The following is a 20,146-nucleotide window of genomic DNA, read 5'->3' as shown; positions in this document are numbered from 1 at the left end:
CGGCCGTGGTCATGGCGCCAATGGTCCCGGATCGTGTCGCATAGAGGTAGGGTATTCCATGAGAACGAGGGATCGGTCGGCGTCCTCGCAGAGCATCGCCGTGCTGTGGGTGTTGGTCGCGACGGCGATCTTCACGGTGATTTATGCCTCTGGAAAACTGATGGGTGGCGCCATTCCGGCGCTGCAAATGCTGTTCTTCCGGTATGTGAGCGGCTTCGTGCTGGTAACGGTGGTGGCCGTGCTGTCCGGCCGGTCGGGTGTGACGCGCACCCGCCGGCCCTTGGCGCACCTGACCCGGGCGTGCTGCGGCGCGTTCGGCGGCGCCGCGACCATCCAGGCGGCCACGCTGATGCCGGTCGCCAACGCCAGCGCCCTTGGTCTTCTGACGGGGGTTCTGACCATCCTTTTGGGAATCGCGGTGTTGAAGGAAGTGGTGTCGCCGGGGCTGTGGGGTGCCACGCTGGTTTCCCTGGCAGGGGCGCTGCTGGTGGTGCTCAGCCAAGGCGGGCTCGCGCTGGATGGAGCCTATCTGTGGGGCGCTGGGTTCGCGTTGATCGGGGCGGTTCTGATCGCGCTGGAGACGATTCTCATCAGCACGCTCTCACGGTCGGATCGGGCGCTGACGGTTCTGCTCTATGTGAATGGGTTCGGGGTTCTGCTCATGGCCGGCCCGGCCCTGGTGCTGTGGCAGCCGCCAACCCTGGGGCAAATTGCGGTCATGGTGGCGCTAGGGCCGCTGGCGATCACGGCGCAGTACTGCAATATTCGCGGCTTCCGCATGGCGCCGGCCTCGGTGCTGGGGCCCGTCGATTACACATGGTTGGTGTTCGCCGCGGGTCTCGGTGCCGTTGTGTTCGGCGAAATTCCCGCGCCTCTGGCGTTGGTGGGGTTCGTCCTGATCGTCGGTGGAGGCGTTGCCCTGACGCGGGTGCGCGCGGTTCAGCCGGCGGACTCCGGTGTGGTCTATGCGGGGGCGACCAGGGTGTCGAGCCAGGCCACAAACCGGCGCGGCCCGAGCCGCTCCGCACCCGACCCGCATTCGATCACGTAGTAGCCCATCGTGGCGGCCGGCCCAATCTGCGTCAGGTGGCCGGCGGCGCACTCCGGCGCGGCGAAATCCAGATCCGCCAGGACGACGCCCAGTCCGGCCCGACCGGCCTGCAAGGCGGCCTCGTCGGTATCCAGGATCAAGCCGTGCGAGAGGTCGGGGGCGGCGATGCCCGTACGCGCGCTCCAGACCGTCCAATCCCAGGCGTTGCGCGAGGCAATGATGGGCCGCAGAGTCCGAAGCGGCTGGCCGCGCGAGATGAGCCCGGGGGCGGCAAGCGGGCCGCTTCGGTCCATGCGCAGCACGTGCGCGTCGGCGTCGGGCGTATCGCCGCGCTGAAAGCGGAGGCGGACGTCGGCGACCTCGCCGGAGACGTCGTCATCGTGCGGAACCGAGGCGATTTTCAGCCGCGCGTGGGGGTGGGCGCTTTGGAACGCCGGCAGGCGCGGCATCAACCAGCGCATGGCCAGGGTGACGCTCGCGGCGACGTCGATATCCCACGGATCCCGGGTGAGGCGGCCGGCCGCGCGTTCAAGTCCGTCCAGGGCCTCCGTGGCCGCCGGAAGCAGGCTCGCGCCCGCCGCCGTCAGCCGCACCCCACCTGTGACGCGGTCGAACAGACGCTGCCCAAGCCAGCGTTCCAGAATGCCGATCTGGCGTGAGACGGCCCCCTGAGAGACTCCGAGGTCTCGCGCCGCCGCCGTGAAGCCCCCCAGACGTCCGGCGGCTTCGAACGCGCGCACGGCGTTGAGCGGGGGGAGGCGGCGGGTGGCGTGTGGGGCGGTCATCGGGGGGCGACTCCGGGGATGGCGCGGCAGGGGCGCCCGTGTGTTCGCCTCTCCGATACGCCAGCCGGATCGGCGCGGCAAATGTCATCTGGTGCCGGCCGGTTCGGGGCTGTTAGGGTGCGGCATGATTGACGTTCTGAGCCCGCAACCCGCCCTGTCCCTCACGCTCGACGAGGCGCAACGCCGTCCCATTCCCCCGGGCCGCTTGCGCGAAGTCGTCACCGATATGGAATGCCGGACGGCGCCGACCGATCCGCCGCCGCCGTTGCCCGTGGGGGTGCGGTTGGTTCGCCACGCCGGGGACCTGACCTGGGATGTCTTCGGCCCGATCTTCCACGCCGTGGGCGCGCCCTGGATGTGGCGCGACCGCCTGCACCGCACGCCGGAGGCCGAGGCCGCCCACCTGGCGGATCCGGGCGTCGTGATTCACCTCCTGGCGCGTGTCACGGACGGGGCGATCCTCGGGTTCTGCGAGATGGATTGCCGCGACCCGGCGGCGGGCTTCAAGGTGCTTTATTTCGGTCTGATGCCGGACGTCATCGGCGGTGGTCTGGGGCGCGCGCTGTTCGCCCATGCGCTGGCCGATGCCTGGACACAGAGGCCGTCGCGCATTGCCCTGGATACCTGCACTCACGACAGCCCCCGGGCCGTCGGCTTCTATGAGAAATTCGGATTCCAGGTCGTCGGGTCGCCCCGGGTCACGGAGTTCGACGACCCGCGCCGGACCGGGCTGTTGCCGCCCTCGGCCGGGGCGGACATTCCGTGGGCGCCGCTGACCGAGCGTCCGCCCGCCCTGCGGACGAACGCTGAGACTCCCGCCCCAGAGACTTCCGCTGCCGAGACCTCCGCCCCCTGACGGGCGGGCCATCAAGAGAGAGGAGCTGCGCCATGGTGGCGCCTGTGCCGCATGAGGGCGCTCGCGTTCTGGTCAGCGCCTGCCTGCTGGGCGAGCCCGTGCGCTACGACGGCCGGGGCGCGGCGCTGGCCGACACCTGTCTGGAGCGGTGGCGGGCGGAGGGCCGCGTGGTGGCGCTGTGTCCCGAAACCGCCGGCGGGCTGCCGACTCCGCGCGCTCCGGCGGAGATCGAACCGGGCGGGGACGGCGCCGCCGTTCTGGACGGCACTGCGCGGGTCATGGATGTCACAGGCGCGGATGTGACGACGGCTTACGTAGAGGGGGCGCAGCGCGCGCTGGCCCTGGCGCAAACCCACACATGCCGGTACGCGCTGCTGATGGATCGCAGCCCGTCGTGCGGGTCAACGGTCCTGTACAGCGGCCACCACGACGGGCGTCGCCGGGCGGGCGAGGGCGTGGTCGCGGCCTTGTTGCGGCGTCGCGGTATTCGCGTGTTTGCGCCCGATCAGATCGCGGATCTGGATATGTGCTTGCGGGCCGACTGACCCGCCGCACCCTGTCTCGCCTAGGCCTGCCGTGCGTCCTGAACGCCCTTGCGAATCGCCCGGGTGCGGGTGAACAGGTCGAACAGCACGTCCCCCTCGCCGCGCCGGATGGCCCGCTGCAACGCCGTCAGATCCTCGGTGAATCGTTGCAGGCAGTCCAGCACGGCCTCGCGGTTGTTCAGGAACACGTCGCGCCACATGGTCGGGTCGCTGCCGGCGATGCGGGTGAAGTCCCGGAAACCGGAGGCCGAGTACTTGATGACCTCGTGCCGCAGGTGATCCTCCAGATCGGTCGCGGTGCCGACGATGGTGTAGGCGATCAGGTGCGGCAGGTGCGACGTAATGGCCAACACCCGGTCGTGATGGTCGGGTTCCAGCCGTTCCACCGTCATGCCGCAGGCGCGCCAGAGGTCGGCGACCGTGCGGGTGGCGGTGTCGTCGGTTCCGGGCAGCGGCGTCAGGATGCACCAGCGTCCGGGAAACAAGGCGGCGAACCCCGAATCCGGGCCTGATTTCTCGGTGCCGGCCAGAGGGTGGCCGGGCACGAAATGCACGCCTTCCGGCAGGTGCGGCGTGACCGCCTCGATCACCGCCTGTTTGACGGACCCGACGTCCGTCAGGATCGCGCCCGGTTTCAACGCGGGCGCGATGGTGGCGGCGACGCTGCCGTAGGCGCCGATCGGCACGCAGAGCATGACGAGATCGGCACCGGCCGCAGCCTCCGCCGGATCGGTGGTGGCTTCGTCGACGATGCCCAGGGCCTTGGCGCGGGCCGCGTGCTCCGGATTGGCGTCGGAGCAGACGATGGAGCGCGCCAAGCCTTCCGCGCGCACGGCGCGGGCCAGGGAGGATCCGATCAGGCCGATGCCGATGATCGCCATCCGGTCAAAAACGGGCGCGGTCATGCGGTAATGAACTCCGTCAGGGCATCGACGCACGCCTGCATTTCGTCGCCGGTTCCGATGGTGATGCGCAGGCTGTTCGGCAGGCCATAGCCTGCCATGCCACGAACGATGATGCCCTTGGCGCGCAGGGCTGCGTCGGCGTCTGCGGCGGTGCGGCCCGGTTCGGTGGGGAATGTGACCAGCACGAAGTTGCCCACGCTGTCGGTCAGATCGTAGCCGAGCGCGCGCAGCCGTTCGGTGGTCCAGGCCAGCCAATAGTCATTGTGCTGGCGGGCAAGGTCCTGGAACGCGATGTCTCCCATCGACGCCGCGCCCGCGGCCAGGGCCGTCAGCGACACGTTGAAGGGGCTGCGCAGCCGGTTCAGGATGTCGACCACATGCGCGGGGGCATAGGCCCAGCCCAGGCGCGCGCCGCCCATGCCGTGGATCTTGGAGAACGTGCGCAGCATCACCGTGTTCGGGTGGCTGTCCACCAGCGCGACGCCGGGCTCATAGTCGTTCTTGTCGACGTATTCCGCATAGGCGGCGTCCAGCACCAGAAGAACGTCCTCGCGCAGGCCCTCGCGCAGACGACGCACCTCGCTAATCGTAAGATAGGTGCCGGTCGGGTTGTTCGGGTTGGCCAGGAACAGGATCCGGGTGTTGTCCGTCACATGCGCCAGCAGGGCGTCCACATCGGCGATCAGGCCGTTTTCCGGCGCGGCCACCGGGGTGGCGCCGACACCCTGGGCATAGATGCGATACATGAGGAAGGCGTGCTCCGGGAACAGCACCTCGTCGCCGGGACCGGCGTAGGCCCGCACCAGCAGGGAAATCAGCTCGTCGGAGCCCGCCCCGCACACCAGGCGGTCGGCGTCCAGACCGTATCGCTTTGCGATGGCGGCCCGCAGCGCGACGGCGCCGCCGTCCGGGTAGCGGAACAGCTCGCCGGTGGCCTGCCGCACGGCCGCGATGGCCTTCGGGCTGGTGCCCAGCGCGCCTTCGTTGGAGGACAGCTTGATGACCGTGGCATGGCCCTCGATCGCGGACTCACCGGCCACATAGGGCTTCAGGTTCAGGATGCCGGGGCGAACGGGGGGCTGTTTCATGACACGGTTCCGCGATCAGATAGGAAGGGACAGGGCATTGCGCCCCGGGAAAAGGGGTGACGCCGGCGGTCTTTCAGGAGTGCCCTGGGGCGTCATTCCAGGGCGTCGGCCGGCAGGGGGGTGGCATAGGCGCCCAAAAGCAGGGCGTTGCGAATGCCGCCGCCGTCGCTGGCCCCACGCAGGGCCAACAGGCGCGTGTCGTCGGGTTGGACGAAGCCACGCACTTCGATCACATGAATCCGGGCGTCGTCGGCCGTGGGGCGGGCATCCCACACGGCGCGCGGCGGCAGGCCGGCTGTGGTTAGAACATCGGTAAAGGCCGAGCGGCTGATGTCCGGGCCGGTCTCCACGGCCAGCACGGAATGGTCGTCCTCGGTCTGTTCCGGCGTCATGCAGGCGATGGCCAGTGCCTCGATACCCATCGGGCCGGGCCCCGTCAGCGGCAGGCGCGCCACGATGTGGGGTGCGTCGGGGGCGTTGGACAGGATCAGCGGCCACCAGGGCGCTTCGTCCTCCCAGCGCGGCAGGGGCAGAATGCCGACCGTCGCATTGCCCGAGGTGACCTCGCGCACGACCTGGCTTGGCGATTGATGCGAGCTGGTTGGCGTGTAAGCGCCGTATTGATTGCGCGCGACCTCAAGGTAGCCGGCGCCGCGCTCCGGCATCCAGACGGCGATGGAAAACGGCCCCTGCACGCCGACGAGACCCGACAGCAGCTCGCGCCATATGCGGACCAGATTGCGCTTTGGCATGCTGCCTTTCCACCGGCCCACGAGCCGCCGCAGAATCATGGCCTCGCGCCCTGGGCGCAGGATCGGCCCGCCCTGTTTGGCGGCCGCGATCCGGTCCACCACGGCGCATCGCTGCATAAGAAGGTCAAGCATCTGGTCATCCAGCGCGTCGATTTCGTCGCGCAGACTGTCGAGCGAGGCGGGGGGGCGGCTCATCTAAGCGGATTCCGTTCCAACATCATGGAGGGCACAGATGTACGCCGCGAAGCCCTGGAAATCAAAGAAAACGTTGACACTCGACGGTGCCGCGCCTAGGTGTTCGGCGGCCAGCACGGAGCGGCGGGAGCACCCGTGCCCCGTTGCGCCTGTTCGCCCCCGGGCCCCGTGAGACGCCGTTGGACGCACCGCAGAACACCACCCTCCGGGTTGGCGAGGACAGGCCGATCCGACTGGACAGCGGACTCGACCTTGGTCCCGTGACGGTTGCGTACCAGACGGTCGGTCGCTTGAACGCCGACCGCTCCAACGCCATCCTGATCTGCCATGCGCTCACCGGCGACCACTACGTCGCCGGCATAAACCCCGTGACCGGCAAGCCGGGCTGGTGGGATGCCCTGGTCGGCCCCGGCCGCGTCCTCGACACGAACCGATTTTTCGTGGTGTGCGCCAACGTTCTGGGCGGCTGTCTGGGAACGACCGGCCCGCGCGACATCAACCCGGCGACCGGCAAGCCCTGGGGCCTGCATTTCCCCGTCATCACCATCGGTGACATGGTGACGGTGCAGGCGCGGCTGCTGGACGCGCTGGGCATTGAGCAGGTGTTTTGCGTCATCGGTGGCTCGATGGGCGGCATGCAGGTGCTGGAGTGGGCGGCGTCGTATCCCGAGCGCGTGTTCACGGCGGTGCCGATCGCCGCCTCGTACCGGCATTCCGCGCAGAACATTGCCTTTCACGAGGTGGGACGGCAGGCCATCATGGCCGATCCGGACTGGCGCGGTGGCGACTACCACGAGCACGGCGTGATCCCGCAGCGCGGCCTGGCGGTGGCGCGCATGACGGCGCATATCACCTACCTGTCGGAGACCGCGTTGCACCGGAAGTTCGGCCGGCGCCTCCAGGACCGGGAGGCGGTGACCTACGGCTTCGACGCCGATTTTCAGGTGGAAAGCTACCTGCGACACCAGGGGTCGACCTTCGTTGATCGGTTCGACGCCAATTCGTATCTCTACATCACGCGGGCCATGGACTACTTCGATCTGGCGACGGAGTACGGCGGCACACTGGCGAATGCGTTCCGCGCCACGCCCACACGTTTCTGCATCATCAGCTTTTCCAGCGACTGGTTGTTCCCGACGGTGGAAAGCCGGGCCATCGTGCACGCCCTGAACAGCGTCGCCGCGAACGTCAGCTTCGTCGAGGTAGAGAGCGACAAGGGGCACGACGCCTTCCTGCTCGACGAGCCGGAGTTTCATGAAACCCTGCGTGGGTTCCTTGACGGCGCGGCCCGTCATCGCGGCTTGCCGCCCACGGCGGAGGGGGCCCGATGATCGTCCCACCGGCAGGGGCGGGCGCGCGGGTGGGGGAACCCGTGTCCACCGGCAACGGCGATCTGCGGTTCGACTTGCGGATCATCGCCGACATGGTACGTCCCGGCGCCCGGCTGCTGGATGTGGGCTGCGGCGACGGCGCCCTGTTGCAGCACCTGGCCCAGACCAAGGCGGTCGACGGGCGCGGGATCGAACTGTCCATGGCGGGCGTGCGCGCGGCGGTGCGGCGTGGGGTGTCGGTGATCCAGGGTAACGCCGACACGGATCTGGCGGACTACCCGGCGGGTGCCTTCGACTACGCCATCCTGAGCCAGACGCTGCAGGCCATGCAGCAGCCGCGCACGGTGCTGGAGCAGCTTCTGCGCGTTGCCGATCACGCCATCGTGTCGTTTCCCAACTTCGGGTATTGGAAGGCGCGGTGGCATCTCGTGACCCGGGGGCGCATGCCGGTCACGGCGGGCCTGCCAGAGGAGTGGTGGGCCACGCCCAACATTCATTTCTGTACCATCAAGGACTTTGTGGTGCTGGCCCGGCACATGGACATCCGGATTGAACACGGGGTGGCTTTGAACGAGGACGGCAGTGTTCACCGCCTGTCGGCCACGGGGCCCTGGGCGAATCTTCTCAGCGCGCAGGCCGTGTTCCTGTTGACCCGGGTCGCGCCTCCGGGAGCGGTTGGCGCATGACCCGGCGCACCTGGGCCTGGTTGGCGCTGATCGCGCTGGCGGTGGTGGTGGGAACCGCCACCCTGGCGGCGTGGCGGACCGGCGTGTTGAGCAGCGATCACCTGCTGATGCCCGCACCGGACACCGTGCGCATCGCGCTGCCCGAACGGGGCGGGCGCCTGACGCTGGCGTTTCCCGACCAGGGCTGGGCGGCGCCGTATCGGGTGCGCCATGTCTCGGTCGAGCATGCGGGCCAGTGGATCATCGACACGGACCTGTTTCCGGCGCCGTTGGACCGGCGCTTCGGCATGGTGCTGTACTGGATCCCGGCGCAGGGCCGTGTCGGCCCCTATCTGCGCTTGGCCGATCCGGCCGGGGACATCCTGCTCGACCTGCGCGGATTTTCGGCGTGGCGGATCGCGTCGCTGGGCCTTCAGCCTTGGCTGGTGGCGCCCTCGGGCACGGCGGCGGCCGGACGTGTGCTGAGTCCGGATCAGGATGTGCTGATCACCGCCGGGCGTCCGGTTCCTCCGCTGGTGGCGGAGACGCCGGGCGAGCGGATCGGGCGCGTCATCGAGACCGACGACGGGATCGTGTATCAGCCGTTCGATCCGGAGCCAGAGCCGCGCTGAGCCGGGGCGCCTTCGGCGACGGCGCTCGCGCGCTCCGCCGGGCGGACGCCGACCAGCGCGGCCGCCAGGGCGGTCACTCCGGCTGCGCCGAGCACGGGGACCAGCGCCCCCGACCACGCACCGGATGCGGCGGTGACGGCCGCGGCCACAAGCGGCGGCCCCATGAACTGGCCGAGGTTCGACCCTTGCATGAGCATGCCGTTGGAGGCGGCCATATGGCCGGGTGAGGCGGCCAGGGTGGGCGCGGTTGCGAACAGGGCCGCCGGAATCGTGCCGCCCGCCAGCGAAAAGACGAGCACAAGTGCGAACCGGACCACGTCCGGCAGGACGTCCGTGAACAAACCGACCGCGCACAGGGCCATGATGGCGGCCACCAACGGCCCGATGCCGGCAATGGTCCAGCCCCGATGCAGCATGTGCCCGCCGAGGTAGTTACCCGGCACGTTGGCCGCCACAACCAGGGCCGTCAGCAGGGCCGCCGTCGTCGCGCTCACGCCCATGGCGGCGGGCAGGAAGCTCGGCAGCCAGACCATGACCGCGATCCACTGAAACGCATAGCCGCCGAACACGACGCCTAACAGCAGCAGTTTGCGGCGTCCCAGGGTCTCGCCCAGGACCCGCCAGCGTGATCCGGCGGGCGGACCGTGGGCGGTGTGCAGGTCGCGGGTGGCATAGCCGACCGCCATGGCGCCGAGCAGGGCCAGGACCGCGATGGCCAGCCAAAGGCCGCGCCACCCCAGGAACGCAAGGGCGAAGGGCGCGCTCATCATCGCCAACGCCATGCCCGCCGGCATGAACATGCTCCACAAGGCGAGAGCGCGGGCGCGGTCGTCGTGCGCGGCGGCCGCCAGCACCAGGGGCGGGCTGGCCACCGACACGGCCATGAACCCCAATCCCTCCAGGACGCGGCTGACGAGCAGCACCGCGAAGCCGCCGCCGGCGGCGCCCAACACGCCGCCCCCGGTCAGCGACAGCAGCCCAAGCAGCACCAGCCGGCGCCGCCCCATGTGATCCGCCACCACGCCCGTCAGCAGCCCGAGCGACATGCCCAGCACATTGAAGGTCGACACAACGAAACCGGCGTCGACCATCCCGAGCCCGAGGTCCACCCGGATCAGGGGCAGGGCGGGGGGAACCTTGCCGGCGTGCAGCGCGGCGATCATGCCCCCCAGGAGCACGGTCAGCACGACCGCCCAGCGGGTACGGGCGGTCGGGGCGGAAGAGGCGACGGACAAGGGATAGGAACTCCGGATGGTGGCGGTGGGATGCCCCCGCCTCAACCCGTGCGCCGGTCGAGACAGCGGCCGGACAGGCCGTCGAACACGCCTATGACGGCATAGCTCAGGATGGTGGTTCCGACCAGCCCTGTTCCCCAGATGACCCCGATCCGCCGTCCGTCGATCGGGCCGCCCGCATCCATAAAGCCAGACAGCGTGACATAGACCATCAGGGTCAGCGCGCCGCGCTTCAGGAGAGGTCGGAGGTTGAGCGCGGGGCTGCTGCGCCGCCGCTCCGGGGCGATTGGCATGAGCGGGGGGCTCCCTGGTTCGGGTGCGTATGTCTAGCGTCCTGGCGCATACGCATACCAAGGGAGTTAAATGTTCTTATCGAATATAAAGAGCGAAAGCTCCTGGGCGGCCGGATAGGGGGCGCGGCACGTGCGGTCCTGGCCGGCTCCCCTGCGGGCGTTCGCCTCAGTCCGTGCGGACGTAGATGATATCCTCCGGCAGGGTGTAGCTCCACGGCAGGCCGCTGTTGCGCCAGCCGGAGACATCGCGGACGCCTTTCGATGGGCCATCCGGCCGTTTGCCGCCCTCGAAGCCGTCGACCATGGTGTAGGTTCGCGTCCAGCCCCGGTCGTAAAGAAGATCCGCCGCCGGGGCGCTGCGCGTGCTGCCGGAGCGGCACATGAAGATCAGGCGCGTGCGCTGGGGATCGGCGCCCAACTCGCGCAGCCGGGCCTCCACCTCGTCGGCGAAGCGGGCATTCTTGACCATGTGCCAGCCTCCCTTCGCGGTGTTCAGCCGGGTCGGGTCGGCCAGCATATAGGGCACATGGATGTCTGTTTCGTCGGCGAACCCGGTGAACATGACCTCCACCGGATCGCGGGTGTCGATCAGCAGGGTGTCGGGGTGCGCCTGGATGACATCCCAAGCCTCCAGCGCGGTCACGTACAAGCCGGATTTGACCTGAGCGGAGGCTTTGGTGGGCGTATCCGCCGCGTGGGCGGGCGGCACGCCGACGACCAGACCGAGGGGCAGGGCGATCACGGCGGTGAGGACAAGCGTTTTGAGGGCGACGTGTGTTGTCCAGGGTAAAGCCATGCGGTCCGTCTCCTTGATGTCAGGGGGCCGGGTGGGGGCTCACGTCTTGTGAAGGTGCCGGGTTCGGTCCTCGCCGCAGGCCGCGAAGGCGGACACCCGGTCATGGCACGACTCCGCGTGGAGACGCTGAAACACCGTCTGCACGTCGGCCGGCGCGGTATCCGCCATCAGCCGGGTGTAAAGGGCCGCGCCGGTCTCCTCCACCGTGCGCGCGGCGCGGCAGGCGGCCGTGAAATCCGCAGGTTTTTCGACCCGACCGCGCCAACGGTTGGGTGGGGGATCGAGTTCATGCCGCTCGAACAGCGTCAGAAGCGCGTCGGCGTGCCGACGCTCGGCCTCCACGATTTCCACGAAGGGCGGAATAGGCCCGAAGGCGGCGATGGCCGCCTGATAGGTGGCTTCGGCGTGGTGTTCATGATCCAGCGCCTGTTCAAGCGCCGCGCGCAGCGACTCCGGCATGACCGACCCTTCGACGATGGGCGAAGACTCAAGTTTTCGCCGAGCCGGTCCGTGTTGTAATTGTCGAAACGCAAAGCCGACCGTGAAGGGTACAACGCGGCTAGGTCGTCCCGGGATCGTTTTGTGTCGCGCGGGAGCAGGCGGCGCACAGGCCGCGCACTTCAATGCTGCTTGTGTGCAGACCGAACCCCTGGTTCCGCGCCAGCCGCTCGATCTGTCCGCCGATCACCGGGTCGGTCAGTTCGCGAGTGGCGGAACAGTGGTCGCAGATCACGAACACGGCGGGGCCGGGCGGCGCGCCGTCCTCTGCCGGATCATGGACATGACGGCACGCCACGAACGCGTTCAAGCATTCCAGCCGATGCACCAGGCCCTTGTCCTGAAGCGCGCTCAGGGCGCGATAGATCTGCGCCGGCGCCTTCAGGCCGTCGTCGCGCAACCGGTCCAGCACGGCATAGGCGCCGAGAGGGGTCGCGGCGGCCTCCAGCGTGGCCAGCACGAGCGCCTGATTGCGGGTGAGCGCGGGCTCGGGTCGGTCGGGGAGATGGGGGGCGGCGTCGCGTGTCATGGTGGCGTCTCCGAGCGTGCGGGGCGGCGGACACGGCCCGGAATCAGCGACAGCAGGAACAGCGCGAACGCCGCCAGCACGATGGACGGCCCCGAGGGTGTGTCCCAGGCCAGCGAGCCCGACAGCCCGAGAGCGACCGCCCCCGCACCCAGGCCGGATGCCATCAGGGCCATGGCTTCCGGTCCCGAGGCCAGCCGACGCGCCGTGGCCGCCGGGATGATGAGCAATGCCGTAATCAGCAGGATACCGACGATCTTCATCGCGATGGCGATCACAACGGCCATCAGCAGCATGAAGGCGATGCGGGCGCGCTCGGGGTTCAGGCCCTCGGCCTGCGCCAGTTCGTCGCTGACGGTGGAGGCCAGCAGCGACCGCCAGAGCCACGCCAGCACCCCCAGGACCAGGGCGCCACCGCCATAGAGAACGCCGATATCCCGCACCGAAACGGCCAGGATATCCCCGAACAGGAGCCCCATGAGATCCACACGCAGCCAACTCATGGCCGTGATCGCGACCAGACCCAGGGCCAGCGCCGCATGCGCCAGAATGCCCATCAAGGTATCCGACGATAGAACGCCCGACCGCTGCAAGACCAGCAGCGCCACGGACACTGTGGCGGCGACGGCGAACACGCCCAGCATCGGGTTGATGTCCACCGCGAAGGCCAGCGCCACGCCCAGCAGGGCGGAATGCGCCATGGTGGCGCCGAAGTAGGCCATGCGCCGCCAGACCACCAGACACCCCAGCGGGCCGGTGGTCACGGCCAGGCCGATGCCGGCCACCAGGGCACGGGTAAAGAAATCATCCAGCATGGCGCGCCTCCGCCGGACGGTTCGTCGGTGCCTGGGATCCGGGGGCGGCCTCGTCGGGCTCAGCCTGATGGTCGTGTCCCGCATGGCCGCATGGGGCTGTGCCGTCTTCGTGGTGGCGGTACACCGCCAGCATGTCGGCGCCGGTGCGGCCGAACAGACGTTGATACGCCGGGTTGGAGATCACCGCCTGCGGCGTACCCCGGCAGGACACCCGCCCGTTCAGGCAAATGACCGTATCCGTGGCGGCCATGACCACGTGCAGATCGTGCGAGATCATCAGGATGCCGCAGCCCGTGCGCTCCCGAATCTGGGAAATCAGGCTGTACAGGGCGGCCTCGCCCTGTACGTCCACACCTTGCACAGGCTCGTCCAGGACGAGCAGATCCGGATCCCGCAGCATGGCCCGCGCCAGAAGGGCGCGCTGGAACTCCCCGCCGGACAGCCCGTGCACCTGGGCATTGGCGAGGTGCGGAATCCCCACGGCCTCCAGCGCCGCGTGCACGGCGGCCCGGGGCTGCCGGTGCGTCAGGGTCAGCAGCCGCGCCACGGTCAGGGGCAGGGTCCGGTCCATGGCGAGCTTTTGCGGGACATAGCCGATGCGGAGCCCGGGCGTGCGCCACACTGACCCCGCGTCGGCCTTCATCAGGCCGATGACGGCCTTGGCGGTCGTGCTCTTGCCGGACCCGTTCGGTCCAATGAGGGTGACGATCTCCCCGCGTCGGACGCAAAGGTCGATGCCCTGAACAAGCCAGCGTCCGTTGCGGGCGATTCCCAGATCCCGTGCCGAGGCCAGAACGGCACCGGTTGCCGCTCCGTCACCGGGGGGTGTTTCTCGCATCATTGCTATCCCAAGCCTTCAGAAGGTGCGCCGTTCGCCCGGCCCCCATGATCGTGCCGCTCCGGATCTAAGCCATCCATATCGGCGGCGCCAGCGGGCTTGCGAAAGCGCAATGTTATAATATAACGTTCGGCGCCTGTTTTGGAAGGCGAGAGCTAGAGAAGGAGACGAGCCCATGTTCCGAACACGGACTTCGGCCACCGGTCGGCGGTGGATGACACTGGGAAGCGCCATGGCGGGCGTGGTGATGGCGGTCGGCGGCCCGGTTGTGGCCTGTGCCGCCGAAGCCCCGAACGTCGTGGCCAGCATCCGCCCGATCCATTCGCTGGTCGCGGCGGTGATGGAGGGCGTTGGTGCCCCACGTCTGCTGGTTCAGGGGGGAGGGTCCCCGCATACCTATTCGCTGCGGCCGTCCGATGCCGGCGCCTTGCAGGATGCGGATCTCGTGGTGTGGGTCGGGCCGGGGCTGGAGGCGTTTCTTGCGGATCCCCTGAACGCCCTGGCGTCTGACGCTCGTATTCTGACGCTTGCGGACGTGGATGGGCTGACCCGCCTGCCGGTGCGCGAGGGGGGCGCGTTCGAGCCGCATGTGCATGACCACGGCGAGCATGGGCATGACCACGACGAGCATGCGCATGACCACGACGAGCATGCGCATGACGACGAGCATGAGCATGAGCACGACGAGGCGCACGAGCATGCGCACGACGACGAGCATGACCACGCCCACGACGACGAGCACGACCACGTGGACCACGACGAGCACGATCACGCGGACCACGACGAGCACGACCACGCGGACCACGCGGACCACGACGAGCACGACCACGCGGACCACGACGGGCATGACCATGAGCATGAGCACGTCGACATGCACATCTGGCTCGATCCCGGCAACGCGGAGACCATGGTGGCCGCGATCGCCGAGACCCTGGCGGACCTCGATCCGGCGCACGCCGCCCAGTACCTCGCCAACGCCCAGACCACGATTCAGGACCTGGACGGCCTGGCGGCGGATCTGCGCGCCAGCCTGGCGCCCGTGCAGGATACGCCCTTCATCGTGTTTCACGATGCCTACCACTACTTCGAACACCGCTTCGGGGTGGAGGCCGTGGGCTCCATCACGGTGACGCCCGGTCTGTCTCCGGGGGCGGCTCGGGTGCAGGCCATGCAGGAGAAAGTGCGCGAGTCGGGTGCCGTTTGCGTGTTTCGGGAACCGCAGTTCGAGCCTCGATTGGTCGGTGTCGTGACGGAGGGGACGGCGGTGCATACCGGAACGCTGGATCCCATCGGTGCCGATTTGGCGCCGGGGCCGGATCTGTACCCGACCTTGATCCGCAATCTGGGGGCGGCGATCGCCGACTGCCTGTCTCGGACGGAGTGACCTTGCCCAGACCCGGCCCAGAAGGATGAGCCGGCGCGCTTGCAACCCTACCGTTTGGTGGGGTTGCAGGCGTCGGAAAATCTCGTCATGGTATACGATTGGAGCGGCCTTGGTGAATGCTCGGTGAATGGATGCCGCTTCCTGTCGGTTCGGAGGCGTTCATGTCCGCCGCATATCTCTCCCTGTACCAGTCCGGGGAGTTGGCGCGTCGTGCCGAAGCGGCCGTGAGCCGCTTGGCGGCGTGTGACCTGTGTCCGCATATCTGCCGGGTCGACCGGCATGCTGGGTCGGCTGGCGACATTGCCGCCGGGGCCGTGTGCCGAACCGGGCGCCAGGCTCGCGTGGCCTCCGTCGGGCCGGGCTTCCAAGAGGAGCCCGCCATTGTCGGCACGCGGGGGTCGGGCGATATTCTGTTCGCCTGGTGCAACATGCGCTGCGCGTACTGCGAAAACGCCGACGTCAGCATGCAGGGCGCCGGTGAGGCGATGGACGCACAGGCTCTGGCGGAGGCCATGCTGTCCCTGCAGGCCCAGGGTTGCCACAACATCAATCTTGTCGGGCCCTCCCATGTGGTGCCGCAGATCCTGGAGGCTCTCGTGATCGCAACCGGGCGTGGCCTGACCCTGCCGCTGGTGTTCAACAGCGGGGGCTATGATCGGGCGGAGACGGTGGGGTTGCTCGACGGGGTCGTGGACATCTACACGCCGGACATCAAGTACGGCGACGATATGGCCGCGCGCCGGTATTCCAAGGTGCGGGATTACGTGGCGGTCAACCGCGAGGCCTTGGCGGAGATGGTGCGCCAGGTGGGGCCGTTACGGTGCGGCGCGGACGGGCTGGCGTATCGCGGTGTTCTGATCCGTCACCTGCTCCTGCCGCGGGACATCGGCAATGTGACGCGGGCCCTGGATGCGGTGCGCGATCTGGCGGGCGCCGGGATGACCGTTAGCCTGCTCGACACCTACCACCCCGCCCATCAGGCCGACCGGATGCCCGACCTGCGGGAGCCCGTGCCGCCCGAACTGGCGGGAACGGCCCGTGCCTACGCCGAGCGGCTGGGGCTCGTCCCGCTGGCCTGATCGGTCGGGCGGCGCGCAGGTGCCTCACCGCGTCGAGTTGTACATCTGGTCAGGCAGCCACAGCACGATGTCCTCGAACCAGAACACCAGGGCAATGGCGATGATCTGAAGGATCACGAACGGCACCACGCCTTTGTAGATGTGGCCGATGGTGATGCCGGGGGGCGCCACGCCCTTAAGGTAGAACAGCGAAAAACCGACCGGCGGCGTCAGGAAGCTGGTTTGCAGGGTCGTGGCGAACAGCACCGTGAACCAGATCAGGTCAAAGCCCAGATCCTTCACGACCGGCGCCACCAGCGGCAGGATGATGAGGCTGATCTCCAGCCAGTCCAGGAAAAAGCCGGCGATGAAGGCGATGAACAGGATGATGAGCACCACCACCCAGGGCTCGACATCCAGGCCGGTCAGCAGCCCGCCGATGAACTCGTCCCCGCCCAGCGAGCGCATGACCAGGGCGAAGGCGGTCGCGCCCAGGAAAATCCCGAAGATGAAGCTGGTGGTCAGCATGGTCTCGCGGCACACCCGGCGCAGCACTTCGAGGGTCAGCCGGCGGTTGGCCGCCGCCAACACGGTCGCGCCCAGCGCGCCGATGCCCGAGGCCTCCGTCGGTGTGGCAATGCCGGCGAAGATGGAGCCCAGCACCGCCAGGATCAGCAGCAGCGGCGGGACGATCGACCAGACCACACCCAACACATTGCGCCAGCCCACATGACCGGCTTTTTCCGGGGCCGGCGCGATGTCGGGGCGGATCAGGGCCGCGATGATGACGTAGCCGACATAGAGCGCGCCCAGGATCAGCCCCGGAAACACGGCCCCCATGAACAGGTCGCCGACCGGCAGCGACAACTGGTCCGCCATGATGACCAGCATGATCGAGGGCGGGATCAGAATGCCCAGCGTGCCCGAGGACGCCACAACGCCCGTGGCAAGGCTCTTGTTGTAGCGGGCGTCCATCATCGGCGGCAGCGCGAGCATGGCCAGGAGCACGACCGAGGCGCCGACGATGCCGGTGGAGGCCGCCAGCAGCACGCCGATCAGGATCACCGTCAGCGCGAGGCCACCCCTCAGGGCGCCGAACAGCTTGGTGAAGTTCGCCATCAGGCGGTCCGCAACGCCGGAGCGGTCCAGCATCAGGCCCATGAAGACGAACATCGGCAAGGCGACCAGAACCCAGTTCTGCATCTGGGCCCATATTCGGTCGACGATGATGCCGAAATCGTTCCAGTCGTCGAGGAAATAGGTGTCGACGTTGAACCCGTTCAGAAGGATCAGGCTGAGGACCATAAAGACGAACGACACCCCGCCCAGCACCCACGCCAGCGGGAAGCCGGTGAAGATCAGCCCCATGAAGCTGATCAGCAGGATGACGACCAGGATTTCATATTCAAACACGGTGGGTCTCCCGTGGATCGTCCGGCCGTGCGGATCGGGGCCGCGGCGCGTGCCTGGCGCGGTCTGAGACCACGGGGCGGACGTTGGTCGTTCTGTTCGGAGCGCCGGCGCCGCAGACTGGCGACGCATGCGATGCGGCGGCCGTCACCAGGGCCGCGGTCACCAAGAGCGGCGGTTACCAGAGTGGCCGGGGCCGGTGGAACAGCAGGGCCGTACAGCGCAACAGCCGCGAGACGCCCGCCAGGAAGATCAGGCCAAACCCCCAGACGATGAAGGACTTGAGGATCCATGTGTGCGGCAGGCCGCCGGGCGACGACGAGGCTTCGTTCAAGGTGAAGGACGTCCGCACGTACGGCACGGCTTCAACCAGAATGGCCCCCGAGAAGGGGAGCAGCAGGAACACGGTGCCAAACAGCTCGACCCATGCCCGGGTGCGCCGGCTCCACCGTTCCGCCAGAGCGTCCACCCGGACGTGTCGGTCCCAGGTGATGGCGTAGCTCAGGCCGACGATGAACCCGATGGCGTAGAAGTAGAGTTGAAGCTCTTCCAGCCAGACGGTGGCCCGGCCGAACGCATACCGCACAGTGACGTTCGTGATGATGACGACGATCAGGAGGGCCCAGATCCACGACGCGGCATTGCCGACCCTCATGATGACGTGGTCGATGGCGTTCGACGGGCGCGTGCGCGGTAGCATGCGGTGCTCGGCCGGCAGGCCGTCTGCGTCGCGGCCGTCGTCGCCGTAGGGGGACTCGGGGGGGGCGGACTCGGAGTGGGCGGGCGTGGTCTCGCTCATGGTCTCGGTCCTGGTCTTGTTAGGGGGGAGGGGCGATCCTCGGCAACACTGACGCGGACCGTGCCGGGCCGGCGGCGGGTTCCATGACGCGCCGATCCGCGCCGATCCGCCCCGATCCGTGGCGGTATCGGGCGGGCGGAGCGGCGGCCCCGCACACCGGCCGTCGCTCCGCGCGCTCCCAGGGGAAGGGTCCGCGCCCCGGCGCGCCTGCACATTCCGCGCGACCTGGACGTGATCGCGACGTTAATGTGCTATGGACTCAGTAGGTTAGAGCCTTTCTGGCATCCGGCAGGTCCCCGACATGCTCTAGTCACCCTGGGCGTCGGACATCCAACCGGGCTGCACGTAGCCCTTTTCGGCCCACTGCCGGTTTTCGTCCTGGAACGCCGTCATGGCGCCCCAAACCCGGGCGAAGTCCGCGTCTTTTTCCGAGTATTCGGCCATGACCTCATCCGTCTTTTCCTTCAACTCGCGCAGGATCTCGTCCGGAAGCGTAATCGCCTCGACGCCCAACTCGTCCGTAAACTTATTGAGGACAGCGCCTTGCAGGCCTTCGGCCCGGGCCATGGACTTGGCGACACCGGCCGTGCAGGCGGTGCGCAGGATCCCTTGCTGGGTCTCATCAAGGGCATTCCACTTGTCGAGGTTGACGTAGAGGTACTGGCTCGTGGACTGCTGATGCCAGCCGGGCAGGTGGTAGTACTTCACCACCTTGTAGAAACCGAGTTGCTCATCCACGGTGGGCATGGAGAACTCGGTGGCGTCGATCACGCCCTTTTCCAGGGCCTCGAACAGCTCGGCGGCGGGAAGAACCGTGACTTCGGCCCCCATCTTTTGCAGCACCTGACCACCCATGCCGGCGAACCGGATGCGCAAGCCATTCACCTGATCCAGGTTTTCCAGCGGGAAGGCGAACCAACCGGCGGCTTCCGCGCTGACCACGCCGCAGAAGATCGGCATGATGTTATGCGGCGCGTAGATCTCCTCCATCATCTCTTGGCCGCCCTTTTCCAGCATGAAGGCGGACATCTGCCAGGGAGTCAGGCCGAAGGGCTGGCCGCCGAACAGGGGCGAGACCGGCAGCTTGCCGAACTCGTAGCCGGCCCACACATAGCCGGAGTCGATCTTGCCCTGGGAGACGGCATCGAACACCTCGGTGCCTTTTACCAGCTTGCCGGGCTCGAACACCTGCAGGGTCATGGTCCCGCCGGACATGGTGTGGATCTGCTCGGCCACCCATGGCGCGGTGTCGGCCAGCGCCTTCAGGGTCGATGGAAAGCTCATGGCCATCTGCCAGCGCACGCGGTCAGCGGCGTCGGCGGCATTTGAAAGGGTGGTGGTCGCCAGCGCGGCGACGACGGCGGCGGTTCCGCCGAAACGGGTAACGGTCTTCATGGCGCTCATGACCCAGTGTCCTCCCTGTGCGGTCGTCCGCATGGGCTGCGGTGCGACCTCGTGTCGATCGTGATCGGCGACGGTGCTGGTCCCGCCGCCCGGGTTCGTCCCGGTTCGATGGCGTGACCAGTCATGCGTTTGGAGCATAGGGGGTCTTCGCAAACCACGAAACCCCTCATTCCGTCTGTACATCGACCGCGGCGTGTGCCGCGTGTCGTCGCGGGGCGGACTGCGGCCCACAAAAAAAGGCCCGGCCAGGGTTTCCCGGCCGGGCCTTGCGTGGTCGCGATGGAC

At 68.2% G+C, this 20,146-nt stretch carries 22 protein-coding genes; 8 read left to right on the top strand and 14 right to left on the bottom strand.

Features of this window, described 5'->3' with window-relative positions:
• The first annotated feature begins 58 nt into the window (after positions 1–58).
• A complete protein-coding gene (locus tag GGD82_RS03470; RefSeq protein WP_150060998.1) occupies positions 59–1,051 on the top strand; it encodes a DMT family transporter in 993 nt (330 codons plus the stop codon).
• Here the strand turns inward: GGD82_RS03470 and GGD82_RS03465 are convergent.
• A complete protein-coding gene (locus GGD82_RS03465; protein WP_150060999.1) occupies positions 964–1,836 on the bottom strand; it encodes a LysR family transcriptional regulator in 873 nt (290 codons plus the stop codon). The two genes, GGD82_RS03470 and GGD82_RS03465, sit on opposite strands and share 88 nt — an antisense overlap.
• A gap of 124 nt (positions 1,837–1,960) precedes the next feature.
• Here GGD82_RS03465 and GGD82_RS03460 point away from each other — a divergent pair, with 124 nt between their 5' ends.
• Together GGD82_RS03460 and GGD82_RS03455 are read left to right on the top strand one after the other, a co-directional pair.
• Entirely contained in the window at positions 1,961–2,692 is a 732-nt protein-coding gene (locus GGD82_RS03460; RefSeq protein ID WP_150061000.1) for a GNAT family N-acetyltransferase, read from the top strand.
• Positions 2,693–2,724: 32 nt separating this feature from the next.
• Positions 2,725–3,237 (top strand): 2-thiouracil desulfurase family protein, encoded by a 513-nt coding sequence (locus tag GGD82_RS03455; protein ID WP_150061001.1) that lies wholly within the window; start codon positions 2,725–2,727, stop codon positions 3,235–3,237.
• A 20-nt stretch (positions 3,238–3,257) separates the two neighbouring features.
• Here GGD82_RS03455 and GGD82_RS03450 read toward each other — a convergent pair whose 3' ends face one another.
• The 3 genes from GGD82_RS03450 to GGD82_RS03440 all read right to left on the bottom strand — a co-directional run bounded on the left by GGD82_RS03450 (position 3,258) and on the right by GGD82_RS03440 (position 6,177).
• The gene (locus GGD82_RS03450) at positions 3,258–4,142 is read right to left on the bottom strand and encodes a prephenate/arogenate dehydrogenase family protein (RefSeq protein WP_150061002.1); all 885 of its coding nucleotides are present in this window, start codon (positions 4,140–4,142) and stop codon (positions 3,258–3,260) included.
• Positions 4,139–5,230, bottom strand: a complete 1,092-nt coding sequence (gene hisC / locus GGD82_RS03445) for a histidinol-phosphate transaminase (protein WP_150061003.1) — start codon at positions 5,228–5,230, stop codon at positions 4,139–4,141. Before hisC ends, GGD82_RS03450 begins: the two co-directional genes overlap by 4 nt.
• Positions 5,231–5,322: 92 nt before the next feature.
• Positions 5,323–6,177, bottom strand: a complete 855-nt coding sequence (locus GGD82_RS03440; RefSeq protein ID WP_150061004.1) for a chorismate mutase — start codon at positions 6,175–6,177, stop codon at positions 5,323–5,325.
• A gap of 179 nt (positions 6,178–6,356) precedes the next feature.
• Here GGD82_RS03440 and metX point away from each other — a divergent pair, with 179 nt between their 5' ends.
• From metX to GGD82_RS03425, 3 genes are read left to right on the top strand one after another with little or no spacing between them, the layout of a single operon-like run.
• A complete protein-coding gene (gene metX, locus GGD82_RS03435; RefSeq protein ID WP_150061005.1) occupies positions 6,357–7,508 on the top strand; it encodes a homoserine O-acetyltransferase MetX in 1,152 nt (383 codons plus the stop codon).
• Positions 7,505–8,194 (top strand): methionine biosynthesis protein MetW, encoded by a 690-nt coding sequence (gene metW / locus GGD82_RS03430; protein ID WP_150061006.1) that lies wholly within the window; start codon positions 7,505–7,507, stop codon positions 8,192–8,194. Before metX ends, metW begins: the two co-directional genes overlap by 4 nt.
• On the top strand, positions 8,191–8,805 hold the full coding sequence (locus GGD82_RS03425; RefSeq protein WP_150061007.1) for a hypothetical protein: 615 nt from the start codon (positions 8,191–8,193) through the stop codon (positions 8,803–8,805). Before metW ends, GGD82_RS03425 begins: the two co-directional genes overlap by 4 nt.
• On the opposite strand, the gene GGD82_RS03420 is transcribed toward GGD82_RS03425, so the two are convergent.
• From GGD82_RS03420 to GGD82_RS03390, 7 genes are all read right to left on the bottom strand, one after another.
• Positions 8,772–10,040 (bottom strand): MFS transporter, encoded by a 1,269-nt coding sequence (locus tag GGD82_RS03420; RefSeq protein ID WP_150061008.1) that lies wholly within the window; start codon positions 10,038–10,040, stop codon positions 8,772–8,774. The two genes, GGD82_RS03425 and GGD82_RS03420, sit on opposite strands and share 34 nt — an antisense overlap.
• Positions 10,041–10,081: 41 nt before the next feature.
• A complete protein-coding gene (locus GGD82_RS03415; RefSeq protein WP_150061009.1) occupies positions 10,082–10,333 on the bottom strand; it encodes a DUF5368 family protein in 252 nt (83 codons plus the stop codon).
• A 166-nt stretch (positions 10,334–10,499) separates the two neighbouring features.
• On the bottom strand, positions 10,500–11,129 hold the full coding sequence (locus GGD82_RS03410; protein WP_150061010.1) for a rhodanese-like domain-containing protein: 630 nt from the start codon (positions 11,127–11,129) through the stop codon (positions 10,500–10,502).
• A gap of 39 nt (positions 11,130–11,168) precedes the next feature.
• Positions 11,169–11,588: a ferritin-like domain-containing protein gene (locus GGD82_RS03405; RefSeq protein WP_150061011.1), complete on the bottom strand. Its 420-nt coding sequence runs from the start codon at positions 11,586–11,588 to the stop codon at positions 11,169–11,171.
• 100 nt (positions 11,589–11,688) lie between these two features.
• Entirely contained in the window at positions 11,689–12,156 is a 468-nt protein-coding gene (locus tag GGD82_RS21330) for a Fur family transcriptional regulator (RefSeq protein WP_150061012.1), read from the bottom strand.
• Positions 12,153–12,968 (bottom strand): metal ABC transporter permease, encoded by an 816-nt coding sequence (locus tag GGD82_RS03395; protein WP_150061013.1) that lies wholly within the window; start codon positions 12,966–12,968, stop codon positions 12,153–12,155. Before GGD82_RS03395 ends, GGD82_RS21330 begins: the two co-directional genes overlap by 4 nt.
• Positions 12,958–13,806: an ATP-binding cassette domain-containing protein gene (locus GGD82_RS03390; RefSeq protein ID WP_150061174.1), complete on the bottom strand. Its 849-nt coding sequence runs from the start codon at positions 13,804–13,806 to the stop codon at positions 12,958–12,960. The genes GGD82_RS03395 and GGD82_RS03390 overlap by 11 nt, the downstream gene beginning before the upstream one ends.
• Before the next feature lie 214 nt (positions 13,807–14,020).
• Between GGD82_RS03390 and GGD82_RS03385 the strand changes: the two genes are divergently transcribed.
• Positions 14,021–15,190, top strand: a complete 1,170-nt coding sequence (locus tag GGD82_RS03385) for a zinc ABC transporter substrate-binding protein (protein WP_150061014.1) — start codon at positions 14,021–14,023, stop codon at positions 15,188–15,190.
• Between the two features lie 161 nt (positions 15,191–15,351).
• Complete coding sequence (locus tag GGD82_RS03380; RefSeq protein WP_150061015.1) at positions 15,352–16,269, top strand: radical SAM protein; 918 nt, start codon at positions 15,352–15,354, stop codon at positions 16,267–16,269.
• Positions 16,270–16,293: 24 nt separating this feature from the next.
• On the opposite strand, the gene GGD82_RS03375 is transcribed toward GGD82_RS03380, so the two are convergent.
• The 3 genes from GGD82_RS03375 to GGD82_RS03365 form a co-directional block, all read right to left on the bottom strand.
• Positions 16,294–17,661, bottom strand: coding sequence for a TRAP transporter large permease (locus GGD82_RS03375; protein WP_150061016.1), 1,368 nt, complete (start codon positions 17,659–17,661; stop codon positions 16,294–16,296).
• Between the two features lie 175 nt (positions 17,662–17,836).
• Positions 17,837–18,457, bottom strand: coding sequence for a TRAP transporter small permease subunit (locus GGD82_RS03370; protein ID WP_150061017.1), 621 nt, complete (start codon positions 18,455–18,457; stop codon positions 17,837–17,839).
• Positions 18,458–18,763: 306 nt separating this feature from the next.
• Positions 18,764–19,861, bottom strand: a complete 1,098-nt coding sequence (locus GGD82_RS03365) for a TRAP transporter substrate-binding protein (protein ID WP_246163703.1) — start codon at positions 19,859–19,861, stop codon at positions 18,764–18,766.
• Positions 19,862–20,146: the final 285 nt, after the last annotated feature.

The organism is Roseospira marina, assembly GCF_014197855.1.
In the GTDB taxonomy this organism is placed as follows: domain Bacteria; phylum Pseudomonadota; class Alphaproteobacteria; order Rhodospirillales; family Rhodospirillaceae; genus Rhodospira; species Rhodospira marina.
Note: the sequence above shows the minus strand (reverse complement) of the source record. Positions and strands in the feature narration are given on the sequence as shown.